Source organism: Spirosoma areae, from assembly GCF_054781775.1.
This window is the reverse complement of sequence record NZ_BAAGTT010000010.1, coordinates 160,216-177,325: the sequence shown is the minus strand read 5'-3', so window position 1 is coordinate 177,325 and position 17,110 is coordinate 160,216. Positions and strand designations below refer to the sequence as shown.

At 52.4% G+C, this 17,110-nt stretch carries 18 protein-coding genes; 8 read left to right on the top strand and 10 right to left on the bottom strand.

The features are described from left to right. Window positions 1–30: 30 nt before the first annotated feature. The 4 genes from ACYVI1_RS04395 to ACYVI1_RS04380 are packed head-to-tail and all read right to left on the bottom strand — an operon-like array spanning window position 31 to window position 3,224. Entirely contained in the window at window positions 31–1,365 is a 1,335-nt protein-coding gene (locus tag ACYVI1_RS04395) for a PQQ-dependent sugar dehydrogenase (RefSeq protein WP_460907095.1), read from the bottom strand. Between the two features lie 50 nt (window positions 1,366–1,415). Further along, on the bottom strand, window positions 1,416–1,778 hold the full coding sequence (locus tag ACYVI1_RS04390; protein ID WP_460907093.1) for a DUF3471 domain-containing protein: 363 nt from the start codon (window positions 1,776–1,778) through the stop codon (window positions 1,416–1,418). 27 nt (window positions 1,779–1,805) lie between these two features. After that, the gene (locus tag ACYVI1_RS04385; RefSeq protein ID WP_460907091.1) at window positions 1,806–2,246 is read right to left on the bottom strand and encodes a GNAT family N-acetyltransferase; all 441 of its coding nucleotides are present in this window, start codon (window positions 2,244–2,246) and stop codon (window positions 1,806–1,808) included. A gap of 15 nt (window positions 2,247–2,261) precedes the next feature. Next, window positions 2,262–3,224, bottom strand: a complete 963-nt coding sequence (locus ACYVI1_RS04380; protein WP_460907089.1) for a threonine ammonia-lyase — start codon at window positions 3,222–3,224, stop codon at window positions 2,262–2,264. A gap of 275 nt (window positions 3,225–3,499) precedes the next feature. Between ACYVI1_RS04380 and ACYVI1_RS04375 the strand changes: the two genes are divergently transcribed. Next, complete coding sequence (locus tag ACYVI1_RS04375; protein WP_460907087.1) at window positions 3,500–4,426, top strand: sugar phosphate isomerase/epimerase family protein; 927 nt, start codon at window positions 3,500–3,502, stop codon at window positions 4,424–4,426. A 66-nt stretch (window positions 4,427–4,492) separates the two neighbouring features. Here ACYVI1_RS04375 and ACYVI1_RS04370 read toward each other — a convergent pair whose 3' ends face one another. The 3 genes from ACYVI1_RS04370 to ACYVI1_RS04360 all read right to left on the bottom strand — a co-directional run bounded on the left by ACYVI1_RS04370 (window position 4,493) and on the right by ACYVI1_RS04360 (window position 6,542). Further along, complete coding sequence (locus tag ACYVI1_RS04370) at window positions 4,493–5,194, bottom strand: SDR family NAD(P)-dependent oxidoreductase (protein ID WP_460907085.1); 702 nt, start codon at window positions 5,192–5,194, stop codon at window positions 4,493–4,495. Between the two features lie 129 nt (window positions 5,195–5,323). Continuing rightward, the gene (gene folE, locus ACYVI1_RS04365; protein WP_460907083.1) at window positions 5,324–6,118 is read right to left on the bottom strand and encodes a GTP cyclohydrolase I FolE; all 795 of its coding nucleotides are present in this window, start codon (window positions 6,116–6,118) and stop codon (window positions 5,324–5,326) included. After that, window positions 6,081–6,542: a 6-pyruvoyl trahydropterin synthase family protein gene (locus tag ACYVI1_RS04360; protein ID WP_460907081.1), complete on the bottom strand. Its 462-nt coding sequence runs from the start codon at window positions 6,540–6,542 to the stop codon at window positions 6,081–6,083. Before ACYVI1_RS04360 ends, folE begins: the two co-directional genes overlap by 38 nt. Window positions 6,543–6,841: 299 nt before the next feature. Here ACYVI1_RS04360 and ACYVI1_RS04355 point away from each other — a divergent pair, with 299 nt between their 5' ends. The 5 genes from ACYVI1_RS04355 to ACYVI1_RS04335 all read left to right on the top strand — a co-directional run bounded on the left by ACYVI1_RS04355 (window position 6,842) and on the right by ACYVI1_RS04335 (window position 12,224). Beyond that, window positions 6,842–7,927, top strand: coding sequence for an MBL fold metallo-hydrolase (locus ACYVI1_RS04355; protein ID WP_460907079.1), 1,086 nt, complete (start codon window positions 6,842–6,844; stop codon window positions 7,925–7,927). A 138-nt stretch (window positions 7,928–8,065) separates the two neighbouring features. After that, window positions 8,066–9,442, top strand: a complete 1,377-nt coding sequence (locus ACYVI1_RS04350) for a Gfo/Idh/MocA family protein (RefSeq protein ID WP_460907077.1) — start codon at window positions 8,066–8,068, stop codon at window positions 9,440–9,442. A 134-nt stretch (window positions 9,443–9,576) separates the two neighbouring features. Further along, window positions 9,577–10,797 (top strand): sugar MFS transporter, encoded by a 1,221-nt coding sequence (locus ACYVI1_RS04345; protein ID WP_460907075.1) that lies wholly within the window; start codon window positions 9,577–9,579, stop codon window positions 10,795–10,797. A 109-nt stretch (window positions 10,798–10,906) separates the two neighbouring features. Further along, a complete protein-coding gene (locus ACYVI1_RS04340) occupies window positions 10,907–11,971 on the top strand; it encodes a mevalonate kinase family protein (protein WP_460907073.1) in 1,065 nt (354 codons plus the stop codon). A 37-nt stretch (window positions 11,972–12,008) separates the two neighbouring features. Next, a complete protein-coding gene (locus ACYVI1_RS04335) occupies window positions 12,009–12,224 on the top strand; it encodes a hypothetical protein (RefSeq protein WP_460907071.1) in 216 nt (71 codons plus the stop codon). 36 nt (window positions 12,225–12,260) lie between these two features. On the opposite strand, the gene ACYVI1_RS04330 is transcribed toward ACYVI1_RS04335, so the two are convergent. Both ACYVI1_RS04330 and rbfA read right to left on the bottom strand, forming a co-directional pair. Further along, a complete protein-coding gene (locus ACYVI1_RS04330) occupies window positions 12,261–13,472 on the bottom strand; it encodes an ABC transporter permease (RefSeq protein WP_460907069.1) in 1,212 nt (403 codons plus the stop codon). A gap of 85 nt (window positions 13,473–13,557) precedes the next feature. Next, window positions 13,558–13,929 carry a 30S ribosome-binding factor RbfA gene (gene rbfA / locus ACYVI1_RS04325; RefSeq protein ID WP_460907067.1) on the bottom strand — a complete coding sequence of 124 codons (372 nt, stop codon included), beginning with the start codon at window positions 13,927–13,929 and terminating at the stop codon, window positions 13,558–13,560. A gap of 196 nt (window positions 13,930–14,125) precedes the next feature. Here rbfA and ACYVI1_RS04320 point away from each other — a divergent pair, with 196 nt between their 5' ends. Further along, entirely contained in the window at window positions 14,126–15,535 is a 1,410-nt protein-coding gene (locus tag ACYVI1_RS04320) for a hypothetical protein (protein WP_460907065.1), read from the top strand. A gap of 29 nt (window positions 15,536–15,564) precedes the next feature. After that, a complete protein-coding gene (locus ACYVI1_RS04315) occupies window positions 15,565–16,353 on the top strand; it encodes a queuosine precursor transporter (RefSeq protein ID WP_460907063.1) in 789 nt (262 codons plus the stop codon). Window positions 16,354–16,355: 2 nt separating this feature from the next. Here ACYVI1_RS04315 and ACYVI1_RS04310 read toward each other — a convergent pair whose 3' ends face one another. Further along, window positions 16,356–17,108: a TrmH family RNA methyltransferase gene (locus tag ACYVI1_RS04310; protein WP_460907061.1), complete on the bottom strand. Its 753-nt coding sequence runs from the start codon at window positions 17,106–17,108 to the stop codon at window positions 16,356–16,358. Between the last annotated feature and the right edge of the window lie 2 nt (window positions 17,109–17,110).

Genomic DNA, 17,110 nt, shown 5'->3' with positions numbered 1-17,110 from the left:
TGGGTGAGGAGTCGGGGGTGAGGGGAAACACTACATTTTTTCCGCCGAGACCCGCCAGATTCGCCCGGCGGCATCGTCGGCAACGAGCAGCGACCCGTCGGGCAAGGTGGCCACGCCAACAGGGCGGCCATACACATCCTTGTCTTTCCCAGCGATAAAACCCGTCAGAAAATCCTCTGGCTTACCGGGTTTGCCCTTCTGAAACGGAACAAAAACCACTTTGTAGCCCGAAAACTGCGATCGATTCCACGAGCCGTGCTGCCCAATAAATGCGCCGTTTCGGTACTTCGCCGGGAAGGCTTCTTTATCATAAAAAGCCAACCCCAGTGAGGCTGTATGCGCTCCCAAGGGTACATCGGGCACAATGGCTTTTTTCACCAAGTCAGGTCGTTCATCCTTTCGGCGCGGGTCTTCATTCTGACCGTAGTACGAATAGGGCCAGCCATAAAAGCCACCTTCTTTCACACTGGTCATGTAATCGGGCACAAGGTCATCGCCTAATTCATCGCGCTCATTCACAGCCGTATAGAGGGTTTTTGTTGTAGGTTGCCAGGCCATTCCAACCGGATTACGAAGGCCATTGGCGTAAACGCGCTCGCCGGTACCGTCGGGGTTAATTTCCAGAATGTTGGCCCGGCGAACTTCATATTCCATGCCGTTCTCACCAACATTACTACCTGACCCAACGGAGATGTATATTTTTTTACCGTCGGGACCAGCCAATAAATTGCGTGTCCAGTGGTTGTTATAACCTCCGGCGGGCAGGTCCAGAATTTTCTTTCCCAGCGTGGATGCGCCCGGTGCCGTTAGTTTCGTCTGACCGGGTGTGTAGTCATAGCGCATCAGCCCGTCGGTATTAGCTGCGTAGAAACTGTTGCCCAGCACCAGCATACCGAAAGGCTGATTGAGTCCTGCCAGAAAGGTTTCGCGCAAATCGGGTTTTCCATCGCTGTTGGTATCCCGAAAGAGTGTAATCCGGTTGGCACTCGCTCCGGTTCGCTCCGATTTATCCCGGCCTGTCACGGCATTGATGACTGCATTTTTAGCCCCTTTCCGCTCAGTGTTGGATTCGGCCACGAAAATATCTCCGTTGGGTGCCACGTATATCCAGCGCGGGCTTGCCAAATCGCGGGCAAACTCTGTAACGGTAAAACCTGCGGGTGCCTGAGGCATTTTTCCCTCGGGCCAGCCAATCACGTTACTGAAATTTTTGGCCGATTCGGTCGTGTAGGGCGCGGGCAGACTAATCGTCGTATCGGCAATAGCAACTGTCTCGCCCGCCTGATTCGATTCTTTCTTCTGACTACAGGCAAAGAAAATGCCCGAACTCGTAGCGGCAGCCAGAATAAGCAATGATGGTTTCATAGTTGAGTATTTTTGTGGTTAAACACTCAACTCGCCGACGAACCGTTTGGTTACGGATTGTCTTTTTTAGCGGCCAATTCGTTTCCCTGAGCAGCTAAAGTCAGGCTTGTTACAGCTTTTGTTGCCGCATCCCGAACGAACGTAATAATGGAGCCATAGGAACTGGTCGACTGGTAGGTATCGGCTTTTGCCTGTTTCAGCAGTTTATTCCTGCCGTAGCTGTCAGCCTCACCGAACAACTCGCCTTTCTCAGCCGTGACTGTAAATTTTTGCACCGGGCTCCCGCCGGAAAAAGTGTAGGAGCCAACGTAGGCCTTCAGGTTCGTTGAGTCAGTAGACGCGGTTTGGGCGTTTGCGCCAGTGGCAATCGTTAACAGGCTGATTAGAAGCAGAAGATTCAGAGTTTGTTTCATGGTTCTAAAAAACTTTGAGAGAATGTCTTACAAGGTACGTGAAAATCTGGCATACGGGATAGCCCCTTTATAAAATACGTCGCTCACGGCCTCCATACCAAACCGGCGGTAGAAATCAGCCGCATCGAGTCGGGCATCACACCAGAGTATTGTGGCTTCCAGCCGCTTCGCTTCGGCAATGACGTGGTTCAGCAGGAGTGTGCCAATGCCCTGCCGCTGGCAATCGGGCCGGGCCGCAAATTTGCGAAAACAGGCCCGGCGTGGATTCGCCCGGCGTGGATTCGCTTCTTTTCCGCTGACGAATAACGAAATTACGGCGACTAAATCTTCCCCCTGAAACGCGCCGAAATGGTACCCTTCTGCATCGTTCTCAATCTTTACGTAATCAACTGGCTTATCAGGCCAGAGTACGGTGTGGCGAAGTGAGTAGGTTTGTTCGGGTGTGATGGGGCAGATTGAGACGCTCATGAGTTGATGAGGCAATTAAAACGGCAGCTTTCCCAAATCCACATTGCCGCCCGTTAAAATAATACCGATTTTTTGCCCGGCAAACCGCTCTTTGTGTTTCAGCACAACGGCCAGCGGCACCGCGCAGGACGGTTCGATGATGATTTTCATACGTTCCCAAATCAGGCGCATGGCGGCAATGATCTCCGCGTCCGAAACAGTCAGCACATCGGCAACGTGCGCCCGAATAATCGCCAGCGTCCGGTCGCTGAGGCTCGTCAGCAGGCCGTCGGCGATGGTATTGACGTAGGGCGCTCGCTCGACCCGACCCGTCCGAAACGACAGGATAGCGTCTGCTGCGCCCTCCGGCTCCCCGGCAATGACGCGGGTTCGGGGCGACAGGTAGTGTGTCGTTAGTGCTGTTCCACTGAGCAGCCCGCCCCCACCAACGGGTGCCAGAATTGTATCGAAGGGCCGCTCTGTTCCGTATTTCCCCAGGCCTGCGTCTTCAATCAGTTCTTTAGCGGCTGTGGCTTGTCCAGCAATTACGCGGTTGTCATCGAAGGGGTGAACAAGCACCGCACCCGTTCGGGCGATGATTTCCTGAACGCCTGCTTCGCGGGCTTCGAGGGTTGGTTCGCACTCGATTACGTCGGCGCCGTACCCCCGAACCGCGTCTTTTTTAACCTGCGGGGCCGTTCGGGGCATCACAATGTAGGCAGGCATTCCTACCTGCCGGGCGGCAAAAGCAACGGCCTGTGCATGGTTACCCGATGAGTGAGTCGTAATGGCGGTACCTTCTTTATACTGAGCTACCTGCAGCACCGCGTTCAGCCCGCCCCGCGCCTTGAACGCACCAATTTTCTGAAAATTCTCGCACTTGAAGAATAGCCCGGCTCCGGCGTGGTCGTCGATGGTTTGGTTGGTGAGTATGGCCGTGCGATGAATGTAGGGCCGAATGCGGTCGTGGCTCTCCTGAATGGTATCGAAGGTAATCATCAGTGATAGGGTGACAGATGCGGGCAAATTACGAAATTGAAAACATAGTGACACAGAGATCCACCGAGAGAACAAGAGATTCACCGAGAATAATAAAAATCTCTTTGTATCTCTGTTTTTCTCAGTGAATCTCTGTGTCACAACTTCTTAGCTCAACACAACTAAACCCTCAGCCTGCTTTTCTATCGAATGAGTAATTTGCCGTTGTTTTGGTGCTTTATCAGCAAACAACCAACTGCTTTTCCGAATTCATTTTCCCCTAAACCGGTCTCGTTATGACTACAACTCGTCGCTCGTTTTTAAAACAGGCTGCTGGCTCATTGGCTGGCATGGCCGTTCTGCCAACGGCATTTGCCGAAACCTCACCGAAAAAAATGTTCTTCGATATTTCGCTGGCCGAGTGGTCTTTGCACAAAGCCCTTTTCGCCAGGAAAATTACGAACCTGGACTTTCCCGGCATTGCCCGCAAAGAGTTCGATATCAGCATTGTTGAGTATGTTAACCAGTTCTTTAAAGATAAAGCACAGGACAAAACCTACCTCAACGACCTGCTGACGCGCTGCAAAGACAACGGCATCAAAAACCACCTTATTATGATTGATGGGGAGGGCAACTTAGGCGCTGCCGATGCCGCCGAACGAATGAAAGCCGTTGAGAATCATCACCGCTGGGTGGAGGCTGCCAACTATTTAGGCTGCAAAACCATACGGGTCAACGCAGCCGGACAAGGCACGGCAGAGGAGGTAGCCAAAGCGGCTGCTGAGGGGCTGGCTAAGTTAGGCGAGTTTGCCAAAACCATGAACATCAACGTCATTGTTGAGAATCACGGGGGTTATTCCTCAAACGGCCAGTGGCTGGCGGGCGTGATGAAACAGGTTGACCTGAAAAATGTGGGTACATTGCCCGATTTCGGCAATTTCTGTCTCAAGCGTGGCGAGGGACATACCTGCGCCGAAGAATATGACCGCTACCAGGGCACCAAAGAACTGATGCCGTATGCCAAAGGGGTATCGGCCAAAACCTATAACTTCGATGACAACGGCAATTGCGTTGAAACCGATTATAGCCGCATTCTGAAAATCGTGAAAGACAGCAACTTCAAAGGCATCGCCGGTATCGAATACGAGGGCGATAAGTTAGAGGAGTACGAAGGCATTCGCAAAACCAAAACCCTACTGGAACGCGTCGGGCCGATGGTGTAATGATGTGCTTTCTAACGTAAATGCTGAGATAACTACCTGTTCTCAGCATTTACGTTAGAAAGCACATCATTTCAAGCTCCCCATACCGCCATCTACGCCAATAATCTGGCCCGTGATCCAACTGGCCTGGTCGGTGAGCAGATAAGCAGCCATGCTGGCAATATCCTGTGGAGAACCGTATCGATTGAGCGGATGACGTTTTTTAGCAGACTCGCGCTTGATGTCATCGCTGAGCAAAAACTGCGCCATGGGTGTATCCGTCAGTGAAGGCGCAATGGCATTGACGCGAATGCCTGAAGGAGCAAATTCGGCAGCTAACGACTTAGTAAGCCCTTCGACCGCCGATTTGGCCACCGAAACCGACGAATGCAGACCCATTCCCAACTTAGCCGCTACGGTGCTGAACATAACAACGCTGGCTGATTTCGATGCTTTTAGGGCCTGGTAGGCCGCATGAATGGCCGCTACTGCTCCCAACACATTAACTTCCAGGTCAGCCCGGTAGTTGTCGATGGTCAATCGCTGAAAGGGTTTAAGATTGATGCTGCCGGGGCAGTAAACAAGCCCATGCAGGATGTCGGGCAGTTGAGTAAGTGCCTCGGCGGCTGGAGTTGTCGTAATATCCCACAGCATGTGGGTGGACTGGATGCCGTTGGGCAGTGTGCGGCTGGCGGTAAAGAGCGTTGCGCCCTGTGCCTGGAGTTCCTGAGCGAGCGCGTAACCAATGCCCGAACTGGCGCCAATAATGAGAATATTTTTACCCTGCATGTATGAAGAGTTATAAAACGGTCCGCCGTAGCGGTTATAGGGTTATAATGTTGTAAAGTTGGCTGACGCGTGCGTGTTTTTGCTTCAGCCAACTTTACAACATTATAACCCTATAACTTTATGACTAACCTAAATTGTTACGCTCGGCTGGGTAACATAGCGTAATAATTCCTGCCGCGTGGCTTCTTCGGCAAACTTACCGCTATACGACGAGGTGATGGTTGAGCTGTTCAGGTCACGAACGCCCCGCGTTGAGACGCACAGGTGTTTGGCATCAATGATAACGGCCACGTCGTCGGTTTCCAGCACCTGCTTCAGTTCCTCGGCAATCTGCACCGTCAGGCGTTCCTGCACCTGAGGCCGCTTGCAGAAATAATCGACAATGCGGTTCAGTTTCGACAAGCCAATTACGTTGCCGCTCGAAATGTAGGCGACGTGCGCCTTGCCCATGATGGGAACGAAGTGGTGTTCGCAATACGTCTGAACAATAATGTCCTTTTCGACCAGCATCTCCTGATACCGAAACTTATTAGCGAACAGGGTTGGCTCGGGTTTATTGGCCGGATTGAGGCCCTTGAAGGCTTCATTCACATACATTTTAGCCACGCGCCGGGGCGACCCGTTAAGGCTGTCGTCCGTCAAGTCGAGGCCCAGAATGGTCATGATTTCCCGAAAATGCGCTTCAATGAGGTCAATTTTCGTAGCATCATCCAGGTCGAAGGCATCAGCCCGCATAGGCGTGTCGATGGACGCTGCTCCGTGGGCATCACCAATTTCGTCAACCAGTTCGTCGGTCTGATCGCAGGCACAAGTTACTGAATGCCCGTTTTTGTGGGTGCCATTGTATGACGAGCCGTTCACAGCCCGGCCATTCAGTGGAGTGCCATTAGACGGGGTATTCGACGAAGTTCCGTTCAGTTTCATAAAGTCGGATTTTAAGATCTAAGCCCTCGCTTAGCTGGTTGCGTAAAAGGTTATAGATAACGATGGCAATATTCTCTGCCGAGGGGTTCAAATCGGCAAACTCTTCGGTGTCGATGTTCAGATTTTTATGGTCGAATCGGTCAGTCACATGCTCTTTGATCAGGTCGCCGAGGTGCTTCATGTCCATGACATAGCCCGTTTCGGGGTCGATAGGTCCAATAACCTGCACAATCAGGTCGTAGTTGTGTCCGTGAAAGTTGGGATTATTGCATTTCCCATACACACGGGCATTTTTCTCGTCTGTCCAGGTTGGGTTGTTCAGCCGATGAGCCGCGTTGAAATGTTCTTTCCGAAACACAGCAACCCGTGGGGCATTAGCCCTCAGAACGTCCGTTCGGGGAACCTCCGTTCGGGAATTGTCCATAAAAAATGAATCGAAATAGGGTTCGATCAACCTGTCGTTACAAAGTTTGTGTACAACACAGGCAGACAGCAGAGCGAGTAGCCAGGACGCTCTTTCGTATGCGACGTATAAACTAATAAACCACCCATTGATAAATTTTGTTCAACCTTTTTCAAAAAAAGTTAAACAAGCATTCTAATGGTTCAGGTCAATAACACCCGCTTATCCGGTATTGTTCCCACCTGTCTATTGCTTTAGTACGTACGGAACCAGATGCAGTACCCACCCGTTTAGCCCCCATGAAACGTCTGCGAAAACCTATGCTACTGACCATACTTATCCTTACCGGGCTGATTGCCACCACTTTTCTCTTCATGCAGCAAAGCACCTTCGGGAGCGACCCCGCCGAAGCCCGGCTGGACCGCATTAAGCGTTCGCCAAACTACCGCGACGGATCTTTCCAAAACCCCGAACCCACCGACGTAATGCGCCAGAATGCGTCGTATATGGGCCTGATGTCGGATTTTATCAACAAACCCAAAGACAATACGCCCCCCATGCCGCTGCCCGCCGTCAAAACCGATTTGAACGCTTTAACCGACGATAAACCCACCATCGTTTGGTTCGGCCACTCATCGTATCTGATTAAATCAAAGGGTGTTACGATCTTAGTCGATCCCGTGTTTAGTGGCAGTGCCTCGCCCGTATCGTTTTTCGGGAAGGCCTTCCCCAGCACCTACGTATATGGCGTTGACGACATGCCCGCTATCGACTACCTGATTCTTACCCACGATCACTACGACCACCTTGATTACAAGACCGTTACAGCGCTTATCCCGAAAGTCAGGAAAATCTACACGGCCTTAGGCGTAGGTGCTCACCTCGAACGCTGGGGCGCTCCGGCTGACAAAATTGTGGAGTTCGACTGGTGGGATCATCATTCGGTTACTCCTGGAATCGACCTTACGGCGGCTCCGGCGCGGCACTTTTCGGGGCGTAGTTTCAGGCGGGGCAAAACCCTCTGGACGGCCTTCGCGCTGAAACTGCATGGGTACAACTTATTTCTGGGTGGCGATTCGGGCTATGGCAAGCACTTTCAGGAAATTGGCGATAAACTCGGCCCGTTCGATTTGGCCATTCTCGAATGCGGCCAATACGGCAAAGACTGGCCCAATATTCACATGCTTCCCGAAGAAGTGGTCACTACCGGGCAGGCCCTGCGGGCCAGAACGATTTTGCCGGTTCACTGGGGGAAATTTGCGTTGGCCTACCACAGTTGGAATGAACCCATTCGACGGCTTCTCAAAAGGGCAAATGAACAGGGGTCAGATGTAACGACGCCCAAAATTGGCGAGCCGCTTGTGCTGAACGCATCGTATCCAAGAGCCGTTTGGTGGGAATTTTGAGCGAACCAACCACCCCCAACCAAATCTTTTCGCCAGCCTATCACGCCCAAACGGTGCCTTTCTTCCCACGTCTTTTCTCTTTTTTCCAATAATGATCGTTCTTTGGCGGGTAAACTCTTTCTCTACCGAACGCCCGTCATGCAAACTCCTACCCGACGCGAATTTATCCGCACGGCGGCTCTCGCTGGTGCCGTAACATCTGTTGCAACCCCTTCCGTTTTTCCGGCTATTCTGACCAAGGCAAAACCGGCTGAGTCGAACGTCAGGCTGGCGTTTATTGGTGTTGGCGCACGCGGACGCAGTCACGTTCAGCAGGCGCTTTATCGGGAGGATGTTGAGATAACGGCCATTTGCGACCCGGCACCCGAAGCCATCAGCCGGACCAACGCACTGATTGAAAAGGCCGGGCGCAAGGCTCCGGTGGCCTACACCAAAGGCGACAAAGCCTTTGAGGACATGCTCAAACGTGACGATATTGATGGCGTTGTGATTGCCACGCCCTGGGAATGGCACGTGCCAATGGCCGTGGCGACGATGAAAGCGGGCAAATACGCCGGGGTCGAAGTATCGGCAACGGTCACGCTCAAAGAATCCTGGGAGTTGGTCGAAGCTTTTGAGAAATCCGGCTCGCCCTGCATGATCCTGGAAAACGTTTGCTACCGGCGCGACGTGCTGACCGTGCTGAACATGATTCGGAAGGGTATGTTTGGCGAGATGACCTACGCCCACTGCGGCTATCAGCACGATTTGCGAAACATTAAATTCAACGATGGCAAGTCGATTTCCGGCGTGGGTGCCGAGTTTGGCGCCAAAGGATATTCGGAAGCCCACTGGCGAACGCAGCATTCCGTCGATCGCAACGGCGACCTCTACCCAACGCACGGCCTCGGCCCGGTAGCCCACTGGCTCGATATTAACCGGGGCAACCGTTTCCTGCACCTCACCAGCATGGCCACTAAAAGCCGGGGGCTACACAACTACGTGGTCGATAAGGGCGGAGCCGACCACCCGAATGCAAAAGTCAACTTCAAACTGGGCGATGTTGTCACAACCATGATTCAGTGCGCCAACGGCGAGAATATCGTTATCATGCACGATACGAACTCCCCCCGCCCCTACTCGCTCGGTTTCCGGGCGCAGGGAACCAAGGGCATCTGGATGGACGATAATGACATGATTTATCTGGAGGGTGTTTCGCCTAAGCCCCACAGTTGGGAGCCATTTGGGGCCTATCAGGAGAAATACGATCATCCGCTCTGGCAACGTCACGCCCAAACGGCCGAAAACGCCGGACATGGCGGCATTGATTTTTTCGTACTTCGGGCCTTCATTGAGTCGGTCAAGACCAAAACACCCCCACCCATCGACGTGTATGATGCGGCTGTCTGGAGCGCCATCAGCCCGCTGTCGGAACAGAGCATTGCGGGCGGCAGCAAACCCGTTGATATTCCTGATTTCACGCGGGGCAAATGGAAAACAAACAAGCCAATTTTTGGCCTGACGGATGCTTTCTAATGAAAAATGTAGAATGAATCCCAAGGACGGCCTCAAATGGATAATGAACGTAGAAAAGTGTAGTTTAGCAACTTAAATCGCCTACAATTCCTCTGTGGCTCATTATTCATTTTATATTATCCCTTTTCCAACAAATGACCCCGACTGCTCCCCCTAAAACCCAGAATTACACCGGCCCTCTCCTGATTATCGGTGCGCTATTCTTCATTTTTGGCTTCGTTACGTGGGTCAACAGTGTGCTGATTGCGTTTTTCAAGCAGGCATTCAACCTCAGCACAGTAGGCTCCAATTTAGTAGCCTTTGCCTTTTTCATTTCGTATACGTTAATGGCCATCCCGTCGTCGGCGGTGCTGAAGCGGACGGGTTTTAAAAATGGTATGTCGCTGGGGTTATTGGTGATGGCCGTTGGCACGCTGATTTTCGTACCAGCCGCTAAATCCCTGTCGTACCCACTGTTTTTGGGGGGGCTGTTTTTGATCGGAATTGGCCTGACGGTGTTGCAAACGGCCTCCAACCCCTACGCCACCATCCTCGGCCCGCGCGAAAGTGCCGCCCAGCGCATTAGTTTTATGGGTGTTGCCAACAAACTGGCAGGAATTGCCAGCCAGTATATCTTTGGCGGGCTGCTGCTGACGGGGGCTAATGCCGTATCGGGGGCGGCTTCGCTCGAAAAAGTGGTGACGCCCTATCTCATTCTGACCGGTGTGCTGGTTGTGCTGGCGGGTTTGATTCGCTTCTCAAACCTGCCCGAAGTGTCGGAAGAACAGGACGACGCCCCCGCCGATGCGGCTGCTCACACGAGTGTCTGGCAGTTTCCGAACCTTGTTCTGGGCGTGTTGGCCCTGTTTTGCTACGTCGGCGCCGAAGTGATTGCGGGCGACACCATCATTAACTATGGCAAAGCCCTCGGTTTCGGTAATGACGAGGCCAAGTATTTCACCACCTATACGCTTTACGGATTATTGGCGGGCTATCTGCTGGGCATCGCGCTGATTCCGCGCGTTATCTCGCAGCAAACGGCCCTTCGTTTCGGCGCGGTGTATGGTATTGTGCTGACCATTGCGGCCCTGCTGACAAGCGGCTTCCCGTCGATACTCTGCGTGGCACTGCTGGGCTTTGGGCTGGCTCCGGTTTGGCCCGCTCTGTGGCCACTGGCCCTGAACCGACTCGGCAAATTCACTAAAATTGGTTCGGCTCTGCTGATCATGGGGATTTCGGGTGGTGCCTTGCTGCCCTTGCTGCACGGCTATCTGACCGATGCGTTTAGTCCTCAAGCGGCTTATGGTCTGCTGCTTCCGCTGTTTGGGTTTATCCTTTATTATGCCGTGTCGGGTCATAAGAAAACGAGTTGGTAAGCTTAACGTCAACCACAGAGGAACTAAAGGTTTATACAGAGTACATAAAGCAACATGTATCCGTTCCGTGACCTCTGTGCAGGTCTCCGTTTCTCTGTGTTTAACTCCTATGACAGCCTCAACGCCCGGACGCATTTGTCTCTTTGGTGAACACCAGGATTATCTGGGTCTGCCCGTGATTGCGGCTGCCATCTCGCGCCGGATTCAGGTGTCGGCACAACGCGCTCCGAAGCGGGGGTTCCGGCTAAATCTGCCTGATATTGAGCAACGGCTAAGCATACCATTCGATGGGCAACCCCTGCCTTATCCACGAACACGAGACTATTTCCGCTCGGCCATCAATGTGTTGCTGCGCGAGGGGTTCGCGTTTTCGCAGGGTGTGGAGGGGGAAGTGCGGGGCAATATTCCGATCAACTCCGGCACGTCGAGTTCATCGGCCCTGCTGGTCACATGGCTAAATGTACTGACGCAAGTAGCCGATGAACCCCGTCAGCTTTCTGCCGAAAAATTAGCCGAACTGGCCTACGTTGCCGAAGTGCTGGAGTTTGGCGAACCCGGTGGCATGATGGACCATTACTCAACCGCCGTGGGCGACGTAATTTATTTAGAGTCAACGCCAACCATTGCGCTCACCAAACTACATCCTGCCCTGGGAACGTTCGTACTTGGCGACTCTCAGGAACCGAAAGACACGATTGGCATTCTGAAACGGGTGAAAGTTGGTATGATCAGGATTATTGACCAACTGAAGCGCATCAATCCGGCCTTTTCCCTGCATGAGTCAACCATTACAGCAGCAACGGAATTCAAAGACTTTTTAACCAAAGACGATTACATATTATTGAAGGGCAACCTCGCTAACCGCGATATTCTGCGTGAGGCATTAGCCGTTTTACAGGCACCTCACGGACTGGATCACCATCGGTTTGGGCAACTCCTGACCGATCACCAGACTAACCTCCGCGACGCCCAACGGATCAGTACACCCAAAATAGACCGGATGATCGATGCCGCCCTGACAGCCGGTGCCCTGGGCGGAAAAATCAATGGGTCGGGTGGGGGCGGCTGCATGTTTGCCTACGCACCGAACAAACCGGAACAGGTGGCCGAAGCTATTGAGCGCGAAGGTGGAAAATCGTTTATCATTTCCGTCGATAAAGGGACGACGGTTTAAAAAGTTTCAGGTTTACTATTCCAGGTTCTCAGAGCATATGGCTGATAATCAACCCAAAAAAATTAAGCAGGCCAGTACTGCGTGGCTCATAGCCGGGTTTGTCTTCGGCATTCTGGGCGGCTTCCTGGGTATCCTGATTGGCGGCCATTTTACCTTTGGCCCGTATGATAAGCGGACCAAGAAGATCGGTCGGCTGATGATGGCGGTTGGCTTCGTAGGGCTTATTTTCTGGAAACTGCTTAAATATTCATAAACGAATAGCGCTATAAAAGTCTGTCCCAGGCTCAGGTTAAACCTGCGTATTAGCCGCCCGCGCTGCCGGAAACCACGAGGTTAGCACCGTCACCACTACAACAAGGATAGCCGTCAGCACAATGTCGCTGCTCTCCAGGCGAACCGGATACGCATCGACAATTGAACTTACCATCCCCATACTAACCAGGCCATACCGTTCCTGTAGCAAGCACAGGCCAACACCCAGCCCCAGTCCCGTGAAGGCCCCCGTCAGGGCAATAATGGCGCCTTCGGTCAGGAAAATACGGCGTACCATCGGTTTGGTAGCGCCCAGGGCAAACAAAATCTGAATGTCGGCTTTCTTTTCGATGACCAGCATCGACAGCGAAAAGAAAATGTTGATCGAGGCCACCAGAATAATAAACGAGAGCGTGACGGCAACGAAGAGTTTTTCGACGTAGATGGCCCGGTATAAATCCACGTTCAGGTCGTCGCGGCTCCGCACCGACAGCTTGTCACCCACCGCAGCCTGCAACGCCTTTTTGGCGGCACTCTCGCTGGTGCCGGGCAAAAGCTGCAGTTCAATACTGGTGACTTCAGTGGGCTGATAACCAAACAGATCACGCGCGACCGATAGCGGGGCCAACACAATATTATCGTAGCGGGTTTCGATAAAAAATACGCCCGAAACCGTCAGGGCTTCCCGATTGAAGGCATCGGGATTCAGTACACTGAGGGTCTGATCATTTTTTGGGTAAAGAATTTCCAACGGCGTTGTAATGTCGACCGGCGAAATGCTCAGGTCGTTGCGAACACCCTCGGCAACAATGGCATAATTTACCCCCTGCGCCTGCAGCAACATCTCACCGTCGAGCATGGCTGAGTCGAGCTGGGCACGCTGAACGTAGTTATCGGCAACACCCTTGAGTTTTATAACGGTTGTTCCGTTGGCGTAGCGGGCGAGGGCGTTGTCCTGGGCAATGGGCGTCAGCAGGCTCACGCCCGCTATCTGGCGCAGGCGCGTGAGTAGGTCGGACGAGGCCATAAACCGTTTACCCTGCCTGGGCAGAATGGTCATATCTGGCTCGAACGTCTTGAAAATCTGACGGTTAAGCTCTTCCATCCCGTTAAACACCGACAGCACCACAACTAATGCCATCGTGCCTACGCCCACGCCGAGCATCGACAAGACCGACAGCCAGCTAATGAAACTGCGTTTCTTACGGGAGAAAAAATACCGGCGGGCAATCCAGGCGGGGAGGTTCATGTACCAGTTTTGAATGCCTGAATGATTGACTGATTGAATAGTTTCATATAGGGATTATTCAATCAGTCAATCATTCAAAACTCTGTTATTCTTCATCTTCGGGGGCGGGGGGTATTTCTATGCCGGCAAAGAGCTTATCCATTTTGTCGGCGTAGTCAGCGGTATCGTCTAAATAGAAGCTCAGTTCGGGAACAATGCGAAGCTGGTGCCGAACGCGCTCGCCGAGGTGCTGGCGGAGGATTTTACCTTTCTCCTGAATTGTTTCCAGCAAGAGTTGTTTATTTTTGGTCGCCAGAAAACTCAGATATACGCGGGCCATGCTCAAATCCGGCGAAACGCGAACGCTCGTGACCGTAATGAAAGCTCCACTAAACAAATGCGGCACATCGCGCTGAAAAATTTCACTTAAATCTCGCTGTAACTGCCGGGATACTTTCTGCTGTCGTTTCGATTCCATACTGTTCGGGACTATTTTGCAAATATCCATTCATTTTTCCATTCCGCCGAAATTGGCCGTAATTTTACGGGTAGACGTAGAGACGCAATACCTTGCGTCTCCTGACCGGATGGTGTTGCGTCTCCTGACCGGATGGTGTTGCTAACGCACAGGAGACGCAAGGTATTGCGTCTCTACTGATTAACTGCTATCTGTTTTGCTGCGCTTCTTTCAATCGTATTATCCCTATCAATACATCAGCCTGCTGGGGTTGCTGCTGCTTATCCGGCTTCCCTTGCTGCTGCATCCGTTTCCGCTGCTAACGCCCGAACTCAACTGGATGCTTGTGGGCGAGCAAATGAGTCAGGGTGATTTGCTGTACCGCGACATCTGGGACAGCATCAGCCCGCTGTCGGCGATGGTTTACTGGGCAATCGACACCTTGTTTGGCCGCTCGCCCATTGCCCTGCATGGGGCTGCTACGCTCGTATCGGTGTTTCAGATCGTTTATTTCAATTACCTGACCAACAACCGCGACGTTTATCCCGACCGGACGTTCTGGCCGGGGCTGATTTATATGCTGTTCATGCACCTCTCCTTCGATTGCCTGACGCTGTCGCCGGTGCTGATGTCAACGAGTTTTCTGCTGCTGGCCTTCGGAACGCTCATTCGGCAGATGGATCGCCGGGGCGCCACCGACGAAGTGTTTGAAGTAGGTTTTTATATTGGCGTGGCGGCCCTGTTTTACCTGCCCTCGGCCCTGTTTGTTTTGTGGGCTACGCTGTCGCTGCTTTTTTACACGGGCGCCAGCTTTCGGCAATATTCACTGTCCCTGTTCGGGTTTCTGTTTCCGTTTGCCGCTACCGTTCTGTACTATTATCTCTTCGACAGTCTGGACGATTTCAACCGTAACCTGCTGGCCTCGGTCTTTCGGGTTCGGCAATATTCGTTATCCGATTTTCAGTCGCTGCTGGCCTCGCTGCTTATTCCGCTGGGGTTGGGGGTCCTGGGGTTTTTGAGTTTGTTCAACCGGGCAGGCCGATACGTCAATTTCCAGCAGCGGGTGCAGCAGGTGATGATGATTTGGTTTGTTATTGCGTTTCTGACCATTGCCCTGATGCCCTTTCTGGCCCCGATGGTCTTTCTGAGTTTTGTGCCACCGATGGCCTTTTTCACGTATTACTATTTCGAGAACGTCCGCAGGCAATGGCTCGCCGAAACGACGTTCCTGATTGCGTTTGTGCTCATGCTGCTGCTGTTTTATCAGGGTGCGCTGGGTCTGATTCCGGGTGCCGAACTGGGCCGGCTGAGTAATCTGCAGGTGCAACCCTCACCCCTGCCCGGCAATATTCGCAACCGTCGGGTGTTAATCATTGGCGAAGACCTGAGCGCTTACCGCCAGAATCGCTTAGCTACGCCGTATCTTAACTGGGATTTGGCGAAGTACGATCTGAAAAATTTAGATAATTACGAAGCCGTCATTAATGTGTTCGATCATTTTCGGCAGGACCCACCCGACTACATCGTTGATCGGGAAAAGGTGATCGAAAAATTATTCCAGCGTGCTCCCGGCTTAGCGGCTCAGTATGAAAAAACGGCAGTAGCTGATGTGTATAAACGTAAATAAAACAGTTTAACTCAAAAACCACAAACCCTATGCCTTCCTCCTTTACCACCAAACGCACCAGCCTGTATATTTTTTTAAGCGCCGTCTTTCTGACCAACGCCCTCATTGCCGAAATCATTGGCGTCAAGATCTTCTCGGTCGAAACGCTGCTCGGCACAAAACCGGCTCAGATTCCTCTCTTCAGCGACTTTGTACTCGATTTTAATCTCACGGCGGGGGCGGTTATCTGGCCATTTGTATTCATTACATCCGACATCATCAACGAATACTTTGGCAAAGCGGGGGTTCGGCGTATTTCGTTTCTGACCGCCGGTTTTGTCGCCTATAGTTTCCTGATTATTTATGCCGTTACGACCCTGCCACCCGCGCAGTTCTGGCTCGACGTCAATGCTAAAGATGGGGCGGGCAATTCCATCAACATCAACAACGCCTTTCAGATGATTTTTCGGCAGGGGCTGGGTATCATCATCGGTTCGTTAACGGCGTTTTTGATCGGCCAGATTCTGGACGCTTATGTGTTTCAGTACCTGCGTACGATCACAGGAAATCGCAAAATCTGGCTGCGGGCCACCGGCTCAACGCTCATCTCGCAATTAGTCGATTCGTTCGTGGTGCTGGGCATTGCCTTCTATGTGTTCGGCAACTGGTCGCTGGCGCAGGTGCTGGCCGTGGGCATTATCAATTACCTCTACAAAGCTACCACCGCCGTGCTGCTAACGCCCGTGCTTTACGTAGCCCATTATTTTATCGACAGCTATTTAGGAAAGCAACACGCTGAAGAACTGGCCAATGAGTCGGCCATGAGTTCATTTATGTAAGTTTATCCCAGCCGTCTCCGCCAGTTATCCAGCAACACCGCCGTAGCAATGCCTACATTCAATGACTCGGCCTCGCCATAGCGCGGAATCGTTACGCGCTGGGTTACGTATTGACCTACATCGAGCCGGATTCCGTTCGACTCGTTGCCCATGACTAAATAGCCTGATGGCGCAAACGGCAGTGTATGCACCGTATCGCCCGCCAGAAACGCACCATAAACCGCCATCTGCCCGTTCAGGGCGGCAAGTACCTCCCGAATATCGCCATACCACCAGTTCACCCGCGTGAACGAGCCTTTGCTGGCCGAAATAACTTTGGGATTGTAGACGTCGGCGGTCGTTTCGGAGCAAAGAATTTTACGAACCCCATACCAGTCGGCGATGCGGAGAATGGTGCCCAGGTTGCCGGGGTCCCGAATGTCGTCTAAAATTAAGGCGATCTCGCCCGCTTCAGCCAATAGCGGGCGGTTTTCTTTCGTTCTGACTACAGCCAGAGCCGCATTGTTGCTGTCGAGCGTACCCGCCCGTTCGAGGTCAGCCACCGATGCAATTTCGACCGCTGTTCGTTGGTGGTCTGTCAAGTGAACGTTTTCTTTGTAGAATACTTCGGTCGCCACTACCAGTTCGGTCTGGAAATCAGACTGTAGCACCTCCTGTACGCTTTTAGCCCCCTCGACTAAAAACGCGCTATGTTGCTGCCGGTATTTTTTCTGGTGCAGCGACTGAATGTATTTCAGTTGATTTTTAGAAAGCATGA